A 15,883-nucleotide genomic window follows, 5' to 3' on the forward strand; every position below is an offset into this window, starting at 1 on the left:
TGATCGCCCGATAGCAAAACCCAATCGCTGCGCGCCTCACGCGTCCTGCGGCGCGGCCTTGGCGACGACCTGTCGTCGCATCGGCAGAAACAGTCCCGCGACTGCGCCGGCGAATGAGAGCATTGCCGCAAGGCTCATCGCCGCAGCGAATCCATTGCTGAAATGTCCGGACGAATCGGCCGCGCTGGTGGCGACGAAGCTCGCCACCAGCGCGGCGATCCCGAACATGCCGCCGAGGAAGCGGCCCATGTTGAAGATACCCGACGCCTTGCCCATCTCGCTGACGGCAACGGAGCTCAGCACCGCGTTCTGCGCGGCCGGCATCGCCATCGAGACGCCGACGCCGGCGAGCACCAGCGGCGCGACCAGCGCCGAATAGGACACCGTGGGGCTCACGATCTCGCTGATCCAGCCGAGACCGATCGCCTGCATCAGGAGGCCGGTGACCACAAGCGTGCGCTCGCCGAAGCGGTTGACCACGGCGCCGGCGATCGGCGCGGTGACGAACAATGTCGCGGTCCACGGGATCAGGCGAAGCCCGGCGCCGAAGGCGTCGAAGCCGAGCACGATCTGCAGGAATTGCGGCAGCAGGAACAGCACGCCATACATCGCGGCGTAGAACAGCACGCTCGCAGCCATACCGGATGCAAACGGCCTGGCCGCGAACAGCCGCATCGGCACCATCGGGCTGGTGGCACGCAGCTCCCACAGCACGAACATCATGGCCAGTGCGGCACCGGCGATCAGCGCGCCCATGACTTCCGCGCTGGCCCATCCGATGCCGTTGCCGCGCAACAGGCCCCAAACCAGCGCCAGCGCCGCGAGCGCGACCAGCGTCAGTCCGGTGACGTCGAGCGGCGCTGCCGGTCCAAAACTCTCGCGCAGCCGGGCCAGCACGAGACCAATCGCGACCAGGCCGATCGGCAAATTGATCCAGAAGATCCAGCGCCAGCCGAGATGCTCGGTGATGAAGCCGCCGATCGCGGGGCCGATGATCAGCGCGCAGCCGGTGATGCCGCTGAAGATGCCGAGCGCGCGGGCGCGCTCCTCGCGGCCGAAGGCGCCGCTCAGGATCGCCATCGCCAGCGGCATCACCAGCGCCGCACCTGCGCCTTGTAGCGCCCGTGCCGCGATCAGTGAAGCGGCGTTGCCGGCCAGCGCGCAGGCCGCGGATGCCACGACAAACAGGCCAATCCCGGCCGCGAACATCCTGCGCCGCCCGAAACGGTCGCCGAGCGCAGCACCTGTCAGCAGCAGCACCGCGAAGGTCAGATTGAAGGCGTTGACGGTCCATTGCAGCGTCTCCACGGCGCTACCGAAATCGGCGCGGATGGTGGCGAAGGCCGTGGTCATGATCATGGCGTCCAGCGCCATCATGAAGGATGCCAGCGCGGTGAGGCCGAGCACCCAGCGCTGTTCGGTGCGTTGTTCAGGGGTCTGCATGGTGGTTCTCCGCTGACGTGCCGCGGGGCTTGCGGCGCGCTTCGCCGGCAAGGACGAGCCGGGGCAGGCAAAGGATTCGGCCAAAGATTATTTTTGCCGGACCGCATCCTTTGGCGGTCCGCAGACGTCCTTGGGTCTGACGCGGCCGGTTCAGGCTGCAAAACCAGGCCAAGGAGGTTGCAATGAGACGGACCCTGATCAGGTACAAGACCAAGCCGGAAATGGCGGAGAAGAATGCCGCGCTGGTTGCGGCCGTGTTCGCCGAGCTGAAGGCGGCCAGCCCGGATGGCGTGCGCTACATGACCCTGCGGCTGGAGGACGACACCTTCATCCACATGGTCGAGACCGCGGCTGACGACGGCTCGAGCCCGATCCCGAAACTGGCCGCGTTCCAGGCCTTCCAGGACGGCATCCGGGATCGTTGCGCCGAGCCGCCGCTGGTTCGCAGTGCGGTGATTGTCGGGAATTATCGTATGCTGGATGAGCCGTGAACCGAGCGAACCGACTTGGCGGAGCCATCATGACGTCATCACCCCAGGCGCCGGCCGCGACCGATGTCGACGCGTTGCTGGCGGCGATGCGGCCAAGGCTGCATCGCTACTGCGCCCGCATGGTCGGATCCGTGATCGACGGCGAGGATGTGCTGCAGGACGCGCTGATCAAGGCGATGCAAGCCTCCACATCCGCGGCTCCGATCCAGAACCCGGAAGCCTGGCTGTTCCGGATCGCACACAACACCGCGCTCGATTTCCTCAGACGGCGCAACCGCCAGGACGCGCTCCACTCTTCGGAGGAGGTGGACATGATGGCCGCAGAGCTTGACGATGTCAGCCGTCGCGAGATCGCGGCAAGCAGCCTGCGCACCTTCATGCGGCTGCCGGTGGCGCAGCGCTCCAGCGTGATCCTGATGGATGTGCTCGGCTGCTCGTTGCAGGAGGTTTGCGGCATCATGGATTTCAGCCTGCCCGCGGTGAAGGCCGCGCTGCACCGCGGACGCACGCAGCTGCGCGCGTTCGCCCGCGAACCTGACGATGCGCCGCGGCCCGGCCTGTCGGCGGATGATCGTGTCAGGCTGAACGCCTATGTCGGCCGCTTCAACGCGCGCGACTTCGACGCGATCCGCGCCATGATCGCCGATGACATCAGGCTCGAGCTCGTCAACCGGACGCGGCTCAACGGCAAGGCCGAGGTGTCGCGCTACTTCGGCAATTACGCGAAGATCAGCGACTGGCACCTGGTGACCGGCCAGGTCGAGGGACGTCCGGCGATCCTGGTGTTCGATCCCGACGCTCTGGACGCGCCGCCGCGATCGTTCATGCTGCTCGACTGGTCGGCCGACAAGGTCGCGACAATCAGGGACTTCCGCCACGCATCCTATGCGATCGACGGCGCCGAATGGGCGGTGGATCAGGGGTGAGTGCCTTCGCCCAGTTTCTAGCACGGTGACCGCGCCACAAACTCCGTGTCGTCCCGGCGAAAGCCGGGACCCATAACCACCGTTCGTTGTGCTTGAGCGAGCTGGGGCTACCGCTCACTTCAACGACACGATGCTGTGGTTATGGGTCCCTGCTTTCGCAGGGACGACGGAGAGAGAGCGCCGCTACCGCGTCTTGCCGCCGAATTCGCCACTGGCAATCCGCGCCACGCGGCTGCCGGATGCGGCCGGTGGGCTGCTTCGTTCGAACATGCCATCACCGCCGCTCTCGCGAGGCAAGGACGACGCTTCATCGACATGGCCGCGGCCCGGCCAGAACGTCAGGACCAGGTTCATGACGCCATTGACGGCCGTGCCGACCACCGTTGCGGTGTGCTGATAGGTCAGCGCATATTCGGGAAATCGTCCGGCAACGGCCCGGTCAAGCACCATGAGGGCGATCCATGCCGCCATCACGCAGACCGGATCCCATCCGATGTCGCGCACCCGCATCGACTGCAGCATGAAGCAGACGACGAGCATGCCATAGAAGGAAAAGATCAGGGCGGGGCTGCTCGCTGCCTGCGCCAGCAGCACGTCCATCCTGCCGCTCGCCGGTGCGTTGCCGGTGATGCCGTAGACCAGCATCAGAAAGCCGACGCCTGTCACGAAGCTGCAGAAGAAGAAGGCCAACCGGCCCATCCGGGCATTGAAGCCGAAGATGTAATTCAGCATGTGACGCACCCCTTGGCGGCAGCGTCGCCCGGTGATGCTTTCCGGACCATGAAGCCCGCGAGCGCGTGCGGGCCTGTGGTTTCCGCGTCCTTTACCGGATCGTTAAAGCCTGCTGCATTGCGCGCCGGGGGCGTTGGCGGGAGCCGGGCCCTGCGACAATCGTTGCCTACGCAACCGGCATTATATTTCTTGCCATGGCCGAATTGGATGAATTATGATGCACGGTGCTGGGGTATGCGCCGAAGGTTCTAATCGAGGGCCGTCGGTTCATGCTTGCTGCACACTTGCGATATCGCGCACAAAATACGTCACAGAACGACGCGCGCAAAGCGTGACCCCCGGGGCGCCTGATCGAGCCTCGTGGGATCTTTGGTTGAGGAGGGGAGTGAATATGAAAAAGACATTTTGGCTGGCAGGCGCCATGGCTTTGGCGCTCGCGCAGCCTGCGACGGCGGCTGACAGCGTCAAGATCGGTTTTGTCTCGACCTTCAGCGGTCCGACCGCCGTGATCGGCAACGACATGCGCAATTCCTTCGAGCTCGCGCTCGACCATCTCGGCCGCAAGATCGACGGCAAGCCGGTCGAGGTGATCTACGAGGACGACCAGCAGAAACCCGACGTCGGCAAGCAGAAGACCGAGAAGCTGGTGCAGTCCGACAAGGTCGACTTCATCGTCGGCTACATCTGGTCGAACGTGCTGCTGGCGTCGCTGAAGACCGCAGTCGATTCCAAGACCTTCCTGATCTCCGCCAATGCCGGTCCGTCGCAGCTCGCCGGTGAACTGTGCTCGCCTTACGTGTTCTCGACCTCCTGGCAGAACGACCAGACGCCCGCCGCAATGGGCCTCTACATGAACCAGAAGGGCGTCAAGTCGGTGTTCCTGATCGGCCCGAACTACGCCGCCGGCAAGGACATGCTGGCGGGCGTGAAGAGCACCTTCAAGGGCGAGGTGGTCGGCGAGGAATACACGGTGTGGCCGAGCCAGCTCGACTTCTCCGCCGAGCTGACCAAGGCGCGCAACTCCAAGGCCGAGTCGATCTTCGTGTTCTATCCCGGTGCCGCCGGCGTCCAGTTCCTGAACCAGTACGCCCAGGCCGGCATCAAGGCGCAGATCCCGCTCTACACCGCCTTCACCGTCGACGAATTGTCGCTGCCGCTGCAGAAGGATAACGCGATCGGCATTCCCGGCGCGCAGGAATGGGTCAACGACCTACCGAACGCCGAGAACAAGAAGTTCGTCGAGGACTATCACAAGAAGTATCCCGGCCTGCGCCCGACCTATTACGGCGCCCAGGCCTATGACGCCGCCCAGCTGATCAACAGCGCCGTCGTCGCGGTGAAGGGCGACCTCACCAAGAAGGATGCGATGAAGGCCGAGATGGAGAAGGCCAACTTCAAGTCGCTGCGCGGCCCGTTCAAGTACGGCAACAACCACATCCCGATCCAGAACTTCTATCTGCAGGACGTGGTCAAGGACGCCGACGGCCAGCTCTCGCTGAAGACGGTCGCGACCATCGTCAAGGACGACCAGGATAAGTTCCACGACAAGTGCCCGATGAAGTGATCTTTTGCGCCGTGTTGGCGCGTAGCTTGCTTCTCTTCACCTCGCCCGCTTGCGGGGGAGGTGGATTGCGAAGCAATCGGGTGAGGGGGACCCTCCACGAGTCCAGTCTGCGGAGGCAGCCCCTCACCCCAACCCTCTCAGGGCGAGCTTTGCTCGTCCCGGCCCTGCAAGAGCGGGGCGAGGGAGAACACGCAGCGAGCAATGCGGCGGTGAACATGCACTGCCGCTGTTTTTTTAGGGATGATGTAGCCTCACGATGTATCTCGTCGTCGAACAACTGCTGAACGGCCTGCAATTCGGCCTGCTGCTGTTCCTGCTGGCAGCTGGCCTCACGCTGGTGTTCGGCATCATGGATTTCGTCAACCTGGCGCACGGCTCGCTCTACATGATGGGCGCCTATTTCGCGGCGACCTTCGTGGCCTGGACCGGCAGCTTCGTGCTCGGCGCACTGATGGCGCTCGGTGCCACGCTGTTGCTCGGCATCGTGCTGGAATATGTCGCGCTCAGGCATCTCTATGGCCGCGACCATCTCGACCAGGTGCTGGCGACGTTCGGCCTGATCCTGTTCTTCAACGATGCCGTCCGGCTGATCTGGGGCCCGGCCGGCCTCGCGCTGCCGCTGCCGGCCTGGCTCACCGTGCCGGTGCAGATCATTCCCGGGGTGTACTACCCGGCCTACCGGCTGATGATCATCGTGGTCGCGCTGGCGGTCGCAGCCTTGCTCTATCTCGTCGTGATGCGCACCCGCGTCGGCATGCTGATCCGCGCCGGCGCCTCCAATCGCGAGATGATCGGCGCGCTCGGCATCAACATCAAGCTGCTGTTCACGCTGGTGTTCGGCCTGGGGGCCGCGCTCGCCGGCCTCGCCGGGCTGATGCAGGCGCCGATCCTCACCGTGCAGATCGGCATGGGCGAGAACATTTTGATTTTGGCCTTCGTCATCATCGTGATCGGCGGCATCGGCTCGATCCGCGGTGCCTTCATGGCCGCGCTCTTCGTCGGCATCATCGACACGATGGGCCGTGCCTTCCTGCCCGACCTGCTGCGCAAGGTCTTGAGCGGGGCCGCCGCCTCGACCGCGGCGCCGGCGCTGTCCTCGATGCTGATCTACCTCTTGATGGCCATCATCCTCGTACTGCGGCCCGAGGGGCTGTTCCCGGCGGCCAAACGATGAAGCCGAAGCTCAACGCCTCCAATGCGGTCGCGGCGCTGATGTGCGCCGCGCTCATTCTGCTGCCGGTCTATTCGGCAGCCACCGGCAACATCTTCATCCTCACGCTGTTCACCCGCATCGTGATCTTCGCGCTGGCCGCCGCGAGCCTCAATCTGATCATGGGCTATGGCGGCATGATGAGCTTCGGCCATGCCGCCTATCTCGGCATCGGCGGCTATGCCGTCGGCATCCTCGCCGCCGAGGGTATCGGCTCCGGCTTCATCCAGTGGCCGGTGGCGCTTGTGGTCTCGGCGCTGTTTGCGCTGTTGATCGGCTCGCTCAGCCTGCGCACCCGCGGCGTTTATTTCATCATGATCACGCTGGCCTTTGCGCAGATGGCCTACTACGTCGCCTCCGCGCTGTCGCGCTACGGCGGCGACGACGGCCTCACCGTCTACAAGCGCAGCGATTTCGCCGGCCTGATCAATCTGTCCGATCGCACGCAGTTCTATTATCTCTGCCTCGGTTGCCTGTTCGGCGGCCTCTATCTGATCTGGCGCATCGTCAATTCGCGCTTCGGTCTCGTGGTGCAGGGCGTCCGCTCCAACGAGCAGCGCATGCAGGCGATCGGCTTCCACGCCAACCGCTATCGCCTGGTCTGTTTCGTCATATCAGGCACGATCTGCGGCCTGGCCGGCGCTCTGCTCGCCAACAACACCGACTTCGTCAGCCCGGCGGTGATGTACTGGACCCGCTCCGGCGACCTGATGGTGATGGTGATCCTGGGCGGCATGGGCTCGCTGTTCGGCCCTGTGATCGGCGCGATCGTCTATCTGCTGCTCGAGGAGTTGCTGTCGCAGTTCACCGAATATTCCGGACTGATCCTCGGCCCGGTGCTGCTCTTGATCGTGTTGTTCGCGCGCGGCGGCATCATGGGTCTGCTCGGGAGGATGCGCCGTGCCTGATCCCTTGCTCCGCGTCGACAATCTGGTGCGCCGCTATGGCGGCATCACCGCGACCGACAATCTCTCGATGGAGGTGGTACCCGGCGAGCTGCACGCCATCATCGGCCCCAACGGCGCCGGCAAGACCACGCTGATCAGCCAGCTCACCGGGCAGGTGATGCCGAATTCCGGCACCATCCGCTTTGCCGGCCGCGACGTCACGGGCCTGCCGTCCTACAAGCGCTCCAGGCTCGGGCTGGCGCGCTCGTTCCAGATCACCTCGCTGCTGAAGGATTTCTCGGCGATCGACAATGTCGCGCTGGCGGCGCAGGCGCATGACGGCCACTCGTTCCGCTTCTGGGGCAATGCGCGCAAGGAGCGGCATCTGCGCGACACCGCGCGGTCGGCGCTGGAACGCGTCGGCCTCGGCAAGCGCGCCGATATCGTGGTCTCGCAATTGAGCCATGGCGAGCAGCGCGAGCTGGAGCTCGCGGTCGCGCTCGCGACCAAGCCGCAGCTTCTGCTGCTGGACGAGCCGATGGCCGGGCTCGGCGTCACCGAGTCGGCGCGGATGGTCGCGCTGCTCAAGGAGTTGCGCAAGGAAGTCACCATCGTGCTGGTCGAGCACGACATGGAGGCGGTGTTCGCGCTGGCCGACCGCATCACGGTGCTGGTCTATGGCCGCGTCATCGCCTGCGACGTGCCGGACGCGATCCGCAGGGATGAAGAGGTCAGGCGCGCCTATCTCGGCGAGCAGCATGCGGTGACGCGTCATGACTGAAGCAAAATCGGCTGAAGCGAAAACTGCTGAAACGTTGCTTGAAGTCGATGGCATCGAGACCTGCTACGGGTTGAGCCAGGTGCTGTTCGGCCTGTCCTTGCAGATCAAGTCGGGCGAGATGGTCGCGCTGATGGGCCGCAACGGCATGGGCAAGACCACCACGATCCGCTCCATCATGGGCCTGACGCCGGCGCGCTCAGGCGCCATCCGTTTCGCCGGCGAGGCGGTGCGCGGCCTCCCGTCCTACAGAATTGCAAAACTCGGGATCGGCCTGGTGCCGGAAGGCCGCCAGATCTTCCCGAACCTCACGGTGCGCGAAAACCTCGTTGCCGCCTCAGGCAATCGGCTCGGCGCGTCCGATCCGTGGACCATCGACAAGATCCACGCGCTGTTTCCGCGCCTCGCCGAACGCACGAATAATATGGGCGTCACGCTGTCCGGCGGCGAGCAGCAGATGCTCGCGATCGGCCGCGCGCTGATGACCAATCCGAAGCTGCTGATCCTCGACGAGGCGACCGAAGGCCTCGCGCCGTTGATCCGCGACGAGATCTGGAGCTGCCTCTCGATGCTGAAGGGGCGTGGGCAGTCGGTGCTGGTGATCGACAAGAACGTCGGCAACCTCGCCCGCATCGCCGACCGCCACTACATCATCGAGCGCGGCAAGACGGTGTGGAGCGGCACCAGCGAGCAGCTGCTCGCCGAGCCGGAGTTGCAGCACAAGTATCTGGGGATTTGAAGCGGGACCAACGCGCCAGCACCCATCCCCGTCACCCTGAGAGGATGTGAAAGCTTTGTCCTCATCCACTGTTGTCGTCGCCCGGCTTGACCGGGCGACCCAGTACGCCGCGGCCTATCGGCTCAAGCACGACCGTCTCTGGAATACTGGATCACCCGCATGCGCGGGTGATGACAATGAGCAAGCTGAGTAAGCCAATTCCGTCACCCTGAGGAGCGCGTAGCGCGTCTCGAAGGGTCGACGGCCACCAGCCGGGCCGTGCATCCTTCGAGGCTCGCAAGTGCTCGCACCTCAGGATGACGGGACGGACAGCGCCGAGTTCAAAACATCTCGAAATATTCGCGCTGCTCCCAGTCCGACACCTCGGCCTGGAAACGCTCGATCTCCGCGTTCTTGATGAAGACGTAATAGTCGACGAACTCCGGCCCGAGTGCCTGGCGAAAGAACGGATCGTCTTGCAGCGCGAACACCGCCTCGCGCAGCGACTTCGGCAGCAGCGCGGCCTTGGTCTCGTAGGGCGTGTCGGCGGACGGGCCGGGATCGAGTTTGCGGTCGACGCCGTCGAGACCGGAGAGGATCTGGCTCGCCATGTAGAGATAGGGATTGGCGGCCGGCTCGCCGATCCGGTTCTCCAGCCGTGTTGCCGGATCACTGGCGCCGCCGAGCACGCGGATCATCACGCCGCGATTGTCGCGGCCCCAGATCGCGCGGTCCGGCGCCAGCGAATAGGAGCGGTAGCGCTTGTAGCCGTTGATGGTCGGCGTCGTGAACACGGTCGAGGCCCGCGCGTGCTCGATCAGGCCCGCGAGCCAGGCGCGGCCGAGCGGGCTCAAGGGCTCGCCGTTCTCCTTCGCCATGAAGACGTTCTCGCCGCCCGCGCGCGACACCACTGACTGATGCAGATGCCAGCCGCTCGCGAACACGTTCGGCAGCTTCGGCCGGCACATGAAGGTCGCGTGATAGCCGTGGCGGCGCGCGATCTGCTTCACCGCCGAGCGGAACAGCACCATGTTGTCGGCTGGCTCGAGCCCCACGGTCGGCGCGAAGGTGAATTCGCACTGGCTCGGGCCGAACTCGACCTCGACCGAACGCAAGGGCAGGCCAAGCGCGAGGACGTCGCGGCGGATGATCTCGAGTGCCGGCTCCATTTGATCGTAGCGTTGCTCGGTGAGGTACTGATAGCCGTGCGACAGCAGGCTGACCGACGGGGGCCGTCCGGGCTGGCCGGCGTCCTCCGGCGCCATGTGCGGGTCGTCGAGCTTGAACAGATGGAATTCGACCTCGAGCCCGGCGACGAAATCATAGCCGCGGCCTGCGAGCTGATCGAGCACCTTGCGATAGAGGTTGCGGGTCGCGAACGGCACCGGTCGGCCGTCGCTGAAATAGAGGTCGCATAACACCCAGCCGGTATTCTCCGCCCAGGGCAGCACACGGAACGTGGTGGGGTCGGCGACCATCAGCACGTCGGCCGCGCCCTCCATCTCCTTCATGCCGAAGCCGCCGCCTGATGTGAACACCGGAAACACGGTCTTGTGCGAGGTGTCCTTGGCGAGCATCGTCGTGGTGATCGAGCAGCCGCCTTCCAGCGAGCGCACCGCTTCGCTGGCGATCAGCGTCTTGCCGCGCAATATGCCATGCTGGTCGGGGAACGACAGGCGGATGACCTCGAGGTTCTTCTCCTCGACGATGCGGCGGAGGCGCTGCGCGGCCTCCTTCTGCTCATCCGACCACAGGCCATGACGCTCGACAAAGCTCACCGCGTCACTCCTCTCTCAGTCGTCATTGCGAGCCACCCGGTCGGCGCGAAGCGCCGCCGGATGACAGGCTCCGCGAAGCAATCCACGCATCCACAAGCGCGGAAAGATGGATTGCTTCGTCGCTTCGCTCCTCGCAATGACGGTGGGGTCATCGGGTACATCACTCCGCCGCCGTCAGATGCTGCACCTTGCCCGCGATCTCGCGCGGCACGGGCGCGGCCCACGGCGCGCCGCGGCGGCGCTTGACGTCGACTTCCATCCAGTAGAGCTCCCAGCCGAGCGTCGGCCCGATGCCGTCCATCGTGGCCGGGCCCTGGATGCTGCGTGCCGAGGCGTCGTCGAGGAACAGCATCGGCTTTTCGCCGCCGCCGACCTTCTCGATCTCCTGCCGCAGCAGGCGGCGATACTGCACGATCGCCTTGTCGCTCTGGCCGAGATGCTCGTTGGTGCGGTCCTGGATCGCTCCCATCGATTCCACCGCCCACTGGTCGTGGACGTTGATGTCGGTGCCCATGCCGGTATAGGTCTCGGTCGCCTGCTCGTGTGGATCGAAACCGTAATCGTTGCTGCGGTTCTTGCGCGACTTGTAGTCGGGCAGCGTGTAGAGCTCGAGCCGCTGGTCGCGCATCTTCTGCTTGTCGACCGGCGCCGCGTAGCTGGTGAAGATCGCGTACCAGTAGCAGTTCTCGTCATCGACCGGCACGTGCCACTGCGTGATCGTCATCTCGGTCGACATCGGAATCACGAAGCCGTGCGGGAACAGCTGATTGGTGACGCGCACATGGGTCCGCTCTTCGTCGAGCTCGCGCAGCGCGATCAGGCGAAGGCCGTATTCGGTGTGCTCGACATTGATGATCGGCCGATCGTATTCGCGCAGGATTTTCGTCATCGGCATGTCGCTGCCGGCGGAGGCGCCGCGGAATTGCTTGCCGTAGGCCGCCGAGGTGTCCTCGTCCTCGAAGAAGCGATGCAGGAAGGAGGCGTGCGCCGGATCGATGCCGACTTCGAGCGCCTGCAGCCAGTTGCAGTTCATGTGGCCCTTGAACGCGAACGTGTGGCTGCCCGGCGCGACGAAGCAGTCGAGCTCCGGAAAGGCCGGCGGCGCGCCTTCGCCCAGGTAAGCCCACAGGATGCCGCTCTTCTCCACCACTGGATAGGAGCGCTGCTTGATGCCCTTGCAGAGCTGCGAGCCGGCCGGCTCCGCCGGCGTCTCGATGCACTGACCTGATGTGTCGAACAGCCAGCCATGGAAGGCGCAGCGCAGCCCGCCGTTCTCGAGCCGGCCGAAGGCGAGGTCGGCGCCGCGATGCGCGCAGTGGCGATCGATCAGGCCGTAGCTGCCGTCCTCGCCGCGAAACAGCACCAGGTTTTCGCCGAGCAGGCGCACCGGCCGGACCGGGCGCGGTCCTTCCAATTCGTCGACCAGCGCTGCCGGCTGCCAGTAACTCCGCATCAGCTTTCCGCACGGGTCCTTGCGACCGGTGCGGGTGATCAGATCGTTCGCTTCCTGGCTCATCATGGCGGCGTCTCCCGGATTTGGATTTGTTCGCCTATTGAACGAATGTGCGAATTATGCCATGTCTGATCCGGACAGCAAGCGCAATTTTTGAACCGTTCAAAGCCGCAGACCCCGATGCCCAAGCTGAAACGGACCGATCAGGACGAGCGCGCCACCGATTTCGTCGAGGCGCTCGATCGCGGCCTGCGCCTGTTGCAGGTGTTCGGCACGGTTACGGGTCCTGCAACGCTGAGCGATCTAGCGCGCGCCGCCGATCTGCCGCGCGCAACGGCGCGCCGCATCCTGTTCACGCTGGCGCATGGCGGTTTTGTCACCACCGACGGCAAGCTGTTCACGCTGACGCCGCATGTGCTGACGCTCGCCGGCTCGTTCCTGCAATCCAACCAAGTGGTGACGGTGCTGCAGCCGGTGCTCGATCGCATCGCCACCGCAGCGCAGGAAATCGCTTCGCTTGCGCTGCTCGACGGCGACGACGTCGTGTTCGTCGCGCGCTCGAGCCCGACCCGGGTGTTCTCCGCCGGTCTCGACATCGGCTACCGGCTGCCGGCGTTCTGCACCTCGGTCGGCCGCGCGATGCTCGGCCGGCTCGATGATGCCGAGCTTGCAGCGCGGCTGAAAGCGATGCGCCGCGATCCGGTGACGCCGCAGACCGTGACCGACCCGAAGAAGCTGCTCGCGACGATTATCGCCGATCGCGCGCAAGGCTACTCACTGGTCGACCGCGAGGCCGAGCCGCACTTCCGCTCGATCTCGGTGCCGGTGCGCCGCTATGACGGCACCATCGTCGCCGCCATCAACATGGGCGCGCATGTCGACCGCGTGCCGGCCAGGGAATTGATCGACCGTTTCCTGCCGCTGCTGCGCGACGGCGCGGACGATGTGAAGAGCCGGTTGTTGTAGATCTTCGCCGCTAATTTCCGTCATTGCGAGCGAAGCGAAGCAATCCACGCATCGGCACACGCGGAAAGATGGATTGCTTCGCTTCGCTCGCAATGACGCGCGAAGCGCGACTAAAGCGCCACGCTGCGTAACCCGAAGCTCCGCGCCTCGTTCTGCAGCACCGGGCGCACAGAGTCGATCAGCCGCGCGGCGGCGGCGTCGACCGAGAGGCCGGCGGTGTCGACCACCGCCGATGCGCGGGCGTAGAGCGGCTCGCGGCTGACCAGGATGTTGCGCAATTCGGCCATCGCCGAGCGGTCGTCGGCCATCGGGCGCAGATCGCCCTGGCGGCGGACGCGGGCCATGTGCTCTTCCGGCTCGGCCTTCAGCCAGATCGTGTAGAACGACGACAGGATCAAATCGAAGGTCAGCGCCTCGGAGACGATGCCGCCGCCGGTCGCCAGCACCATCAATTCCTTCCGCGCCAGCAGCTGGGTCAGCGCGGCCTGCTCCATGCGGCGAAAGCCTTCCTGGCCGTACAGCGCGATGATCTCGGCGACCGAGAGGCCGTTCTGCGCCTCGATCTCCTTGTTGAGCTCGACAAAGCTCCAGCCGATCTTCTTCGCCAGCATCCGCCCGAGCGTGGTCTTGCCGGCGCCGCGCAGGCCGATCAGCGCGATGCCGGAGAACGAGGCGCGGCGCGGCGCCAGCGGGCTGCTGCCGGCAAGCATGTCCTTGGCCTGCGCGATCTGGCTCGGCGACGCCTTGCGCAGGAGATCGCGGATCACGGCCCAATCGGGCACCGGCTCGCTGGAGGGGATCAGGTCCTCGAGATGCGCGCCCATCGCGCCTGCGACACGGCGCAGCAGCACGATCGAGACATTGCCTTTGCCGCTTTCGAGCTGGGCGATGTAGCGTTCGGAAATGCCAGAGACCTTGGCGAGCACCTTGCGCGACATGCCGCGCAGCGCGCGCATGGTGCGCACGCGCTGGCCGAGTTGCTCGAGGAAGTCGGTTTCCGGATCGTTGGCTGCGGTCATGATCCCTGTGCGACGCGCGCGGTCCTGCCTGAATCAGACCGAGGTGTGAGGAAACATAATGCCGATGAGGATTGACAGCAAGCCGATCTGGTGGCTTTGTATGAATTATAATTCTTAAATCTTGACGGGAGAGGGCAGGCGCGACGCGCCTGCGCCTGCGCCTTGAGGAGCGGGCCATGACCTACAACGCAGTGACTTGGCTGCTCGACCGCAATGTCGATGAGGGCCGCGGCGACAAGGTCGTGTTCGACGATACGGTGTCGCAAATCACCTACGGCCAGTTGCAGCAGCAGACCCGCCGCGTCGGCAACATGCTGCGCCGGCTCGGCGTGCGCCGCGAGGAGCGGGTCGCCATGATCATGCTGGACACGGTCGATTTCCCGATCGTGTTCCTCGGCGCGATCCGCGCCGGCGTGGTGCCGGTGCCGCTGAACACGCTGCTGACATCAGAGCAGTTCGCCTACATCCTCGGCGATTGCCGTTCGCGCGTGCTGTTCGTGTCCGAAGCCCTGCTGCCGGTGCTGAAGGATGTCATCCCCCTGCTGCCCGATCTCGAACATGTCGTGGTCTCCGGCAAGGAGGCGCATGGCCACAAGTTGCTTGCGGACGAGCTGGCACGCGAGAGCGACAAATTCACGACCGCGCCAACTCATCCTGAAGAGCCGGCATTCTGGCTCTATTCGTCGGGGTCGACCGGCATGCCCAAAGGCGTCCGGCATCTGCAAGCCAGCCTGCAGGCGACCGCCGACACTTACGGCAAGCAGGTGCTTGCGGTCAGGGAGGACGACGTCTGCCTCTCGGCGGCAAAGCTGTTCTTCGCCTATGGGCTCGGCAACTCGCTGACGTTCCCGATGTCGGTCGGTGCCAGCACGGTGCTCAATTCCGCGCGACCGACGCCGGCGCTGATGTTCAATCTGATGAACACATACAATCCGACCATCTTCTACGGCGCACCGACGCTGTTTGCCGCGATGCTCAACGACGAGGCGTCGAAGGGCGCGCGGGCCGGGACGCGGTTGCGGATCTGTGCGTCCGCCGGCGAGGCGTTGCCGGAATCCGTCGGCCATAACTGGAAGTCGCGGTTCGGCGTCGACATCCTCGACGGGATCGGCTCGACCGAGCTGCTGCACATCTTCCTGTCGAACGCGCCAGGCGACATCAAATACGGCACGTCCGGCCGTCCCGTTCCCGGCTACAAGGTTCGTCTGGTCAGCGATGCCGGTGACGATGTGCCGGACGGCGAAGTCGGCGAGCTCCTGGTCGAGGCGCCATCGGCGGGCGAGGGCTATTGGAACCAGCGCAGCAAGAGCAAGAACACCTTTCAGGGGCATTGGACCCGCACCGGCGACAAATATGTCCGCAATGAAGACGGCCGCTATACCTTCTGCGGTCGCGCCGACGACATGTTCAAGGTATCGGGCATCTGGGTCTCGCCGTTCGAGGTCGAGAGCGCGCTGATCACGCACCCCGCGGTGCTGGAAGCGGCTGTCGTGCCGGAGGCCGATCCGGAAGGGCTGTTGAAACCGAAGGCCTATGTGGTGCTGCGCGCAAGCAGTGCGACCGACAATCTCTTCGAGGCGCTCAAGGAACACGTCAAGCAGAAGATCGGCCCGTGGAAATATCCGCGCTGGATCGAGGTGGTCGACGATCTGCCGAAGACGGCGAACGGCAAGATCCAGCGGTTCAAGTTGCGCGAACATTAGCACTGCCTCTACGTCGTCCCGGCGAAAGCCGGGACCCATACGCCGCGGCATTCGTTTTGAGAGACGCTGTTCAACGGCTTGTGCGCAAAAACTAACGCCTGTGGTTGATGGTGTGGACGGCCCCCTACGGCATCAGTGTGCCAGAATGAGGTTGTGCAATCTCAAACGAGGGGACCGTCCGTGAAGCAGATTATCCGCATTGGAATGGATACGTC

Annotated in this window: 13 protein-coding genes and 1 pseudogene; 9 read left to right on the top strand and 5 right to left on the bottom strand. The window is 64.8% G+C overall.

Annotation, left to right across the window (positions count from 1 at the left end):
- Positions 1-36: 36 nt before the first annotated feature.
- The gene (locus AC628_RS23605; protein WP_074129106.1) at positions 37-1,443 is read right to left on the bottom strand and encodes an MFS transporter; all 1,407 of its coding nucleotides are present in this window, start codon (positions 1,441-1,443) and stop codon (positions 37-39) included.
- Positions 1,444-1,625: 182 nt separating this feature from the next.
- Here AC628_RS23605 and AC628_RS23610 point away from each other — a divergent pair, with 182 nt between their 5' ends.
- Positions 1,626-1,934, top strand: a complete 309-nt coding sequence (locus AC628_RS23610) for a hypothetical protein (protein ID WP_050426227.1) — start codon at positions 1,626-1,628, stop codon at positions 1,932-1,934.
- A 29-nt stretch (positions 1,935-1,963) separates the two neighbouring features.
- Positions 1,964-2,860, top strand: a complete 897-nt coding sequence (locus tag AC628_RS23615; protein ID WP_074129107.1) for an RNA polymerase sigma factor — start codon at positions 1,964-1,966, stop codon at positions 2,858-2,860.
- A gap of 183 nt (positions 2,861-3,043) precedes the next feature.
- On the opposite strand, the gene AC628_RS23620 is transcribed toward AC628_RS23615, so the two are convergent.
- Positions 3,044-3,592 (bottom strand): hypothetical protein, encoded by a 549-nt coding sequence (locus tag AC628_RS23620; protein ID WP_074129108.1) that lies wholly within the window; start codon positions 3,590-3,592, stop codon positions 3,044-3,046.
- A gap of 391 nt (positions 3,593-3,983) precedes the next feature.
- Here AC628_RS23620 and AC628_RS23625 point away from each other — a divergent pair, with 391 nt between their 5' ends.
- The 5 genes from AC628_RS23625 to AC628_RS23645 all read left to right on the top strand — a co-directional run bounded on the left by AC628_RS23625 (position 3,984) and on the right by AC628_RS23645 (position 8,770).
- Positions 3,984-5,156: an ABC transporter substrate-binding protein gene (locus AC628_RS23625; RefSeq protein ID WP_074129109.1), complete on the top strand. Its 1,173-nt coding sequence runs from the start codon at positions 3,984-3,986 to the stop codon at positions 5,154-5,156.
- Between the two features lie 256 nt (positions 5,157-5,412).
- Positions 5,413-6,330, top strand: coding sequence for a branched-chain amino acid ABC transporter permease (locus AC628_RS23630; RefSeq protein WP_074129110.1), 918 nt, complete (start codon positions 5,413-5,415; stop codon positions 6,328-6,330).
- Positions 6,327-7,274 carry a branched-chain amino acid ABC transporter permease gene (locus AC628_RS23635; protein WP_074129111.1) on the top strand — a complete coding sequence of 316 codons (948 nt, stop codon included), beginning with the start codon at positions 6,327-6,329 and terminating at the stop codon, positions 7,272-7,274. The genes AC628_RS23630 and AC628_RS23635 overlap by 4 nt, the downstream gene beginning before the upstream one ends.
- Complete coding sequence (locus AC628_RS23640; RefSeq protein ID WP_074129112.1) at positions 7,267-8,034, top strand: ABC transporter ATP-binding protein; 768 nt, start codon at positions 7,267-7,269, stop codon at positions 8,032-8,034. Before AC628_RS23635 ends, AC628_RS23640 begins: the two co-directional genes overlap by 8 nt.
- Complete coding sequence (locus tag AC628_RS23645) at positions 8,027-8,770, top strand: ABC transporter ATP-binding protein (protein ID WP_074129113.1); 744 nt, start codon at positions 8,027-8,029, stop codon at positions 8,768-8,770. The genes AC628_RS23640 and AC628_RS23645 overlap by 8 nt, the downstream gene beginning before the upstream one ends.
- Positions 8,771-9,090: 320 nt before the next feature.
- On the opposite strand, the gene AC628_RS23650 is transcribed toward AC628_RS23645, so the two are convergent.
- Together AC628_RS23650 and AC628_RS23655 are read right to left on the bottom strand one after the other, a co-directional pair.
- Positions 9,091-10,527 carry a glutamine synthetase family protein gene (locus AC628_RS23650; protein WP_074129114.1) on the bottom strand — a complete coding sequence of 479 codons (1,437 nt, stop codon included), beginning with the start codon at positions 10,525-10,527 and terminating at the stop codon, positions 9,091-9,093.
- 160 nt (positions 10,528-10,687) lie between these two features.
- Positions 10,688-12,046 carry an aromatic ring-hydroxylating dioxygenase subunit alpha gene (locus tag AC628_RS23655; RefSeq protein WP_074129115.1) on the bottom strand — a complete coding sequence of 453 codons (1,359 nt, stop codon included), beginning with the start codon at positions 12,044-12,046 and terminating at the stop codon, positions 10,688-10,690.
- A 114-nt stretch (positions 12,047-12,160) separates the two neighbouring features.
- On the opposite strand from AC628_RS23655, the gene AC628_RS23660 reads away from it, so the two are divergent.
- Entirely contained in the window at positions 12,161-12,946 is a 786-nt protein-coding gene (locus tag AC628_RS23660) for an IclR family transcriptional regulator domain-containing protein (protein ID WP_074129116.1), read from the top strand.
- A 110-nt stretch (positions 12,947-13,056) separates the two neighbouring features.
- Here the strand turns inward: AC628_RS23660 and AC628_RS23665 are convergent.
- Positions 13,057-13,974, bottom strand: a pseudogene (locus tag AC628_RS23665) (helix-turn-helix transcriptional regulator); the annotation flags it as partial.
- Positions 13,975-14,141: 167 nt separating this feature from the next.
- Between AC628_RS23665 and AC628_RS23670 the strand changes: the two are divergent.
- On the top strand, positions 14,142-15,668 hold the full coding sequence (locus AC628_RS23670; protein ID WP_074129117.1) for a benzoate-CoA ligase family protein: 1,527 nt from the start codon (positions 14,142-14,144) through the stop codon (positions 15,666-15,668).
- Positions 15,669-15,883 lie beyond the last annotated feature (215 nt).

Origin of the sequence: Bradyrhizobium sp. NAS96.2 (assembly GCF_001908235.1) — a bacterium.
In the GTDB taxonomy this organism is placed as follows: Bacteria; Pseudomonadota; Alphaproteobacteria; order Rhizobiales; family Xanthobacteraceae; genus Bradyrhizobium.

Bases quoted from the DNA above. Each gene is read 5' to 3' on its own strand.
- AC628_RS23670 (WP_074129117.1), top strand. From the start codon at position 14,142: ATGACCTACAACGCAGTGACTTGGCTGCTCGACCGCAATGTCGATGAG.
- AC628_RS23635 (WP_074129111.1), top strand. From the start codon at position 6,327: ATGAAGCCGAAGCTCAACGCCTCCAATGCGGTCGCGGCGCTGATGTGC.
- AC628_RS23620 (WP_074129108.1), bottom strand. From the start codon at position 3,592: ATGCTGAATTACATCTTCGGCTTCAATGCCCGGATGGGCCGGTTGGCC.
- AC628_RS23660 (WP_074129116.1), top strand. From the start codon at position 12,161: ATGCCCAAGCTGAAACGGACCGATCAGGACGAGCGCGCCACCGATTTC.
- AC628_RS23630 (WP_074129110.1), top strand. From the start codon at position 5,413: ATGTATCTCGTCGTCGAACAACTGCTGAACGGCCTGCAATTCGGCCTG.
- AC628_RS23610 (WP_050426227.1), top strand. From the start codon at position 1,626: ATGAGACGGACCCTGATCAGGTACAAGACCAAGCCGGAAATGGCGGAG.
- AC628_RS23615 (WP_074129107.1), top strand. From the start codon at position 1,964: ATGACGTCATCACCCCAGGCGCCGGCCGCGACCGATGTCGACGCGTTG.
- AC628_RS23655 (WP_074129115.1), bottom strand. From the start codon at position 12,046: ATGATGAGCCAGGAAGCGAACGATCTGATCACCCGCACCGGTCGCAAG.
- AC628_RS23645 (WP_074129113.1), top strand. From the start codon at position 8,027: ATGACTGAAGCAAAATCGGCTGAAGCGAAAACTGCTGAAACGTTGCTT.
- AC628_RS23625 (WP_074129109.1), top strand. From the start codon at position 3,984: ATGAAAAAGACATTTTGGCTGGCAGGCGCCATGGCTTTGGCGCTCGCG.
- AC628_RS23605 (WP_074129106.1), bottom strand. From the start codon at position 1,443: ATGCAGACCCCTGAACAACGCACCGAACAGCGCTGGGTGCTCGGCCTC.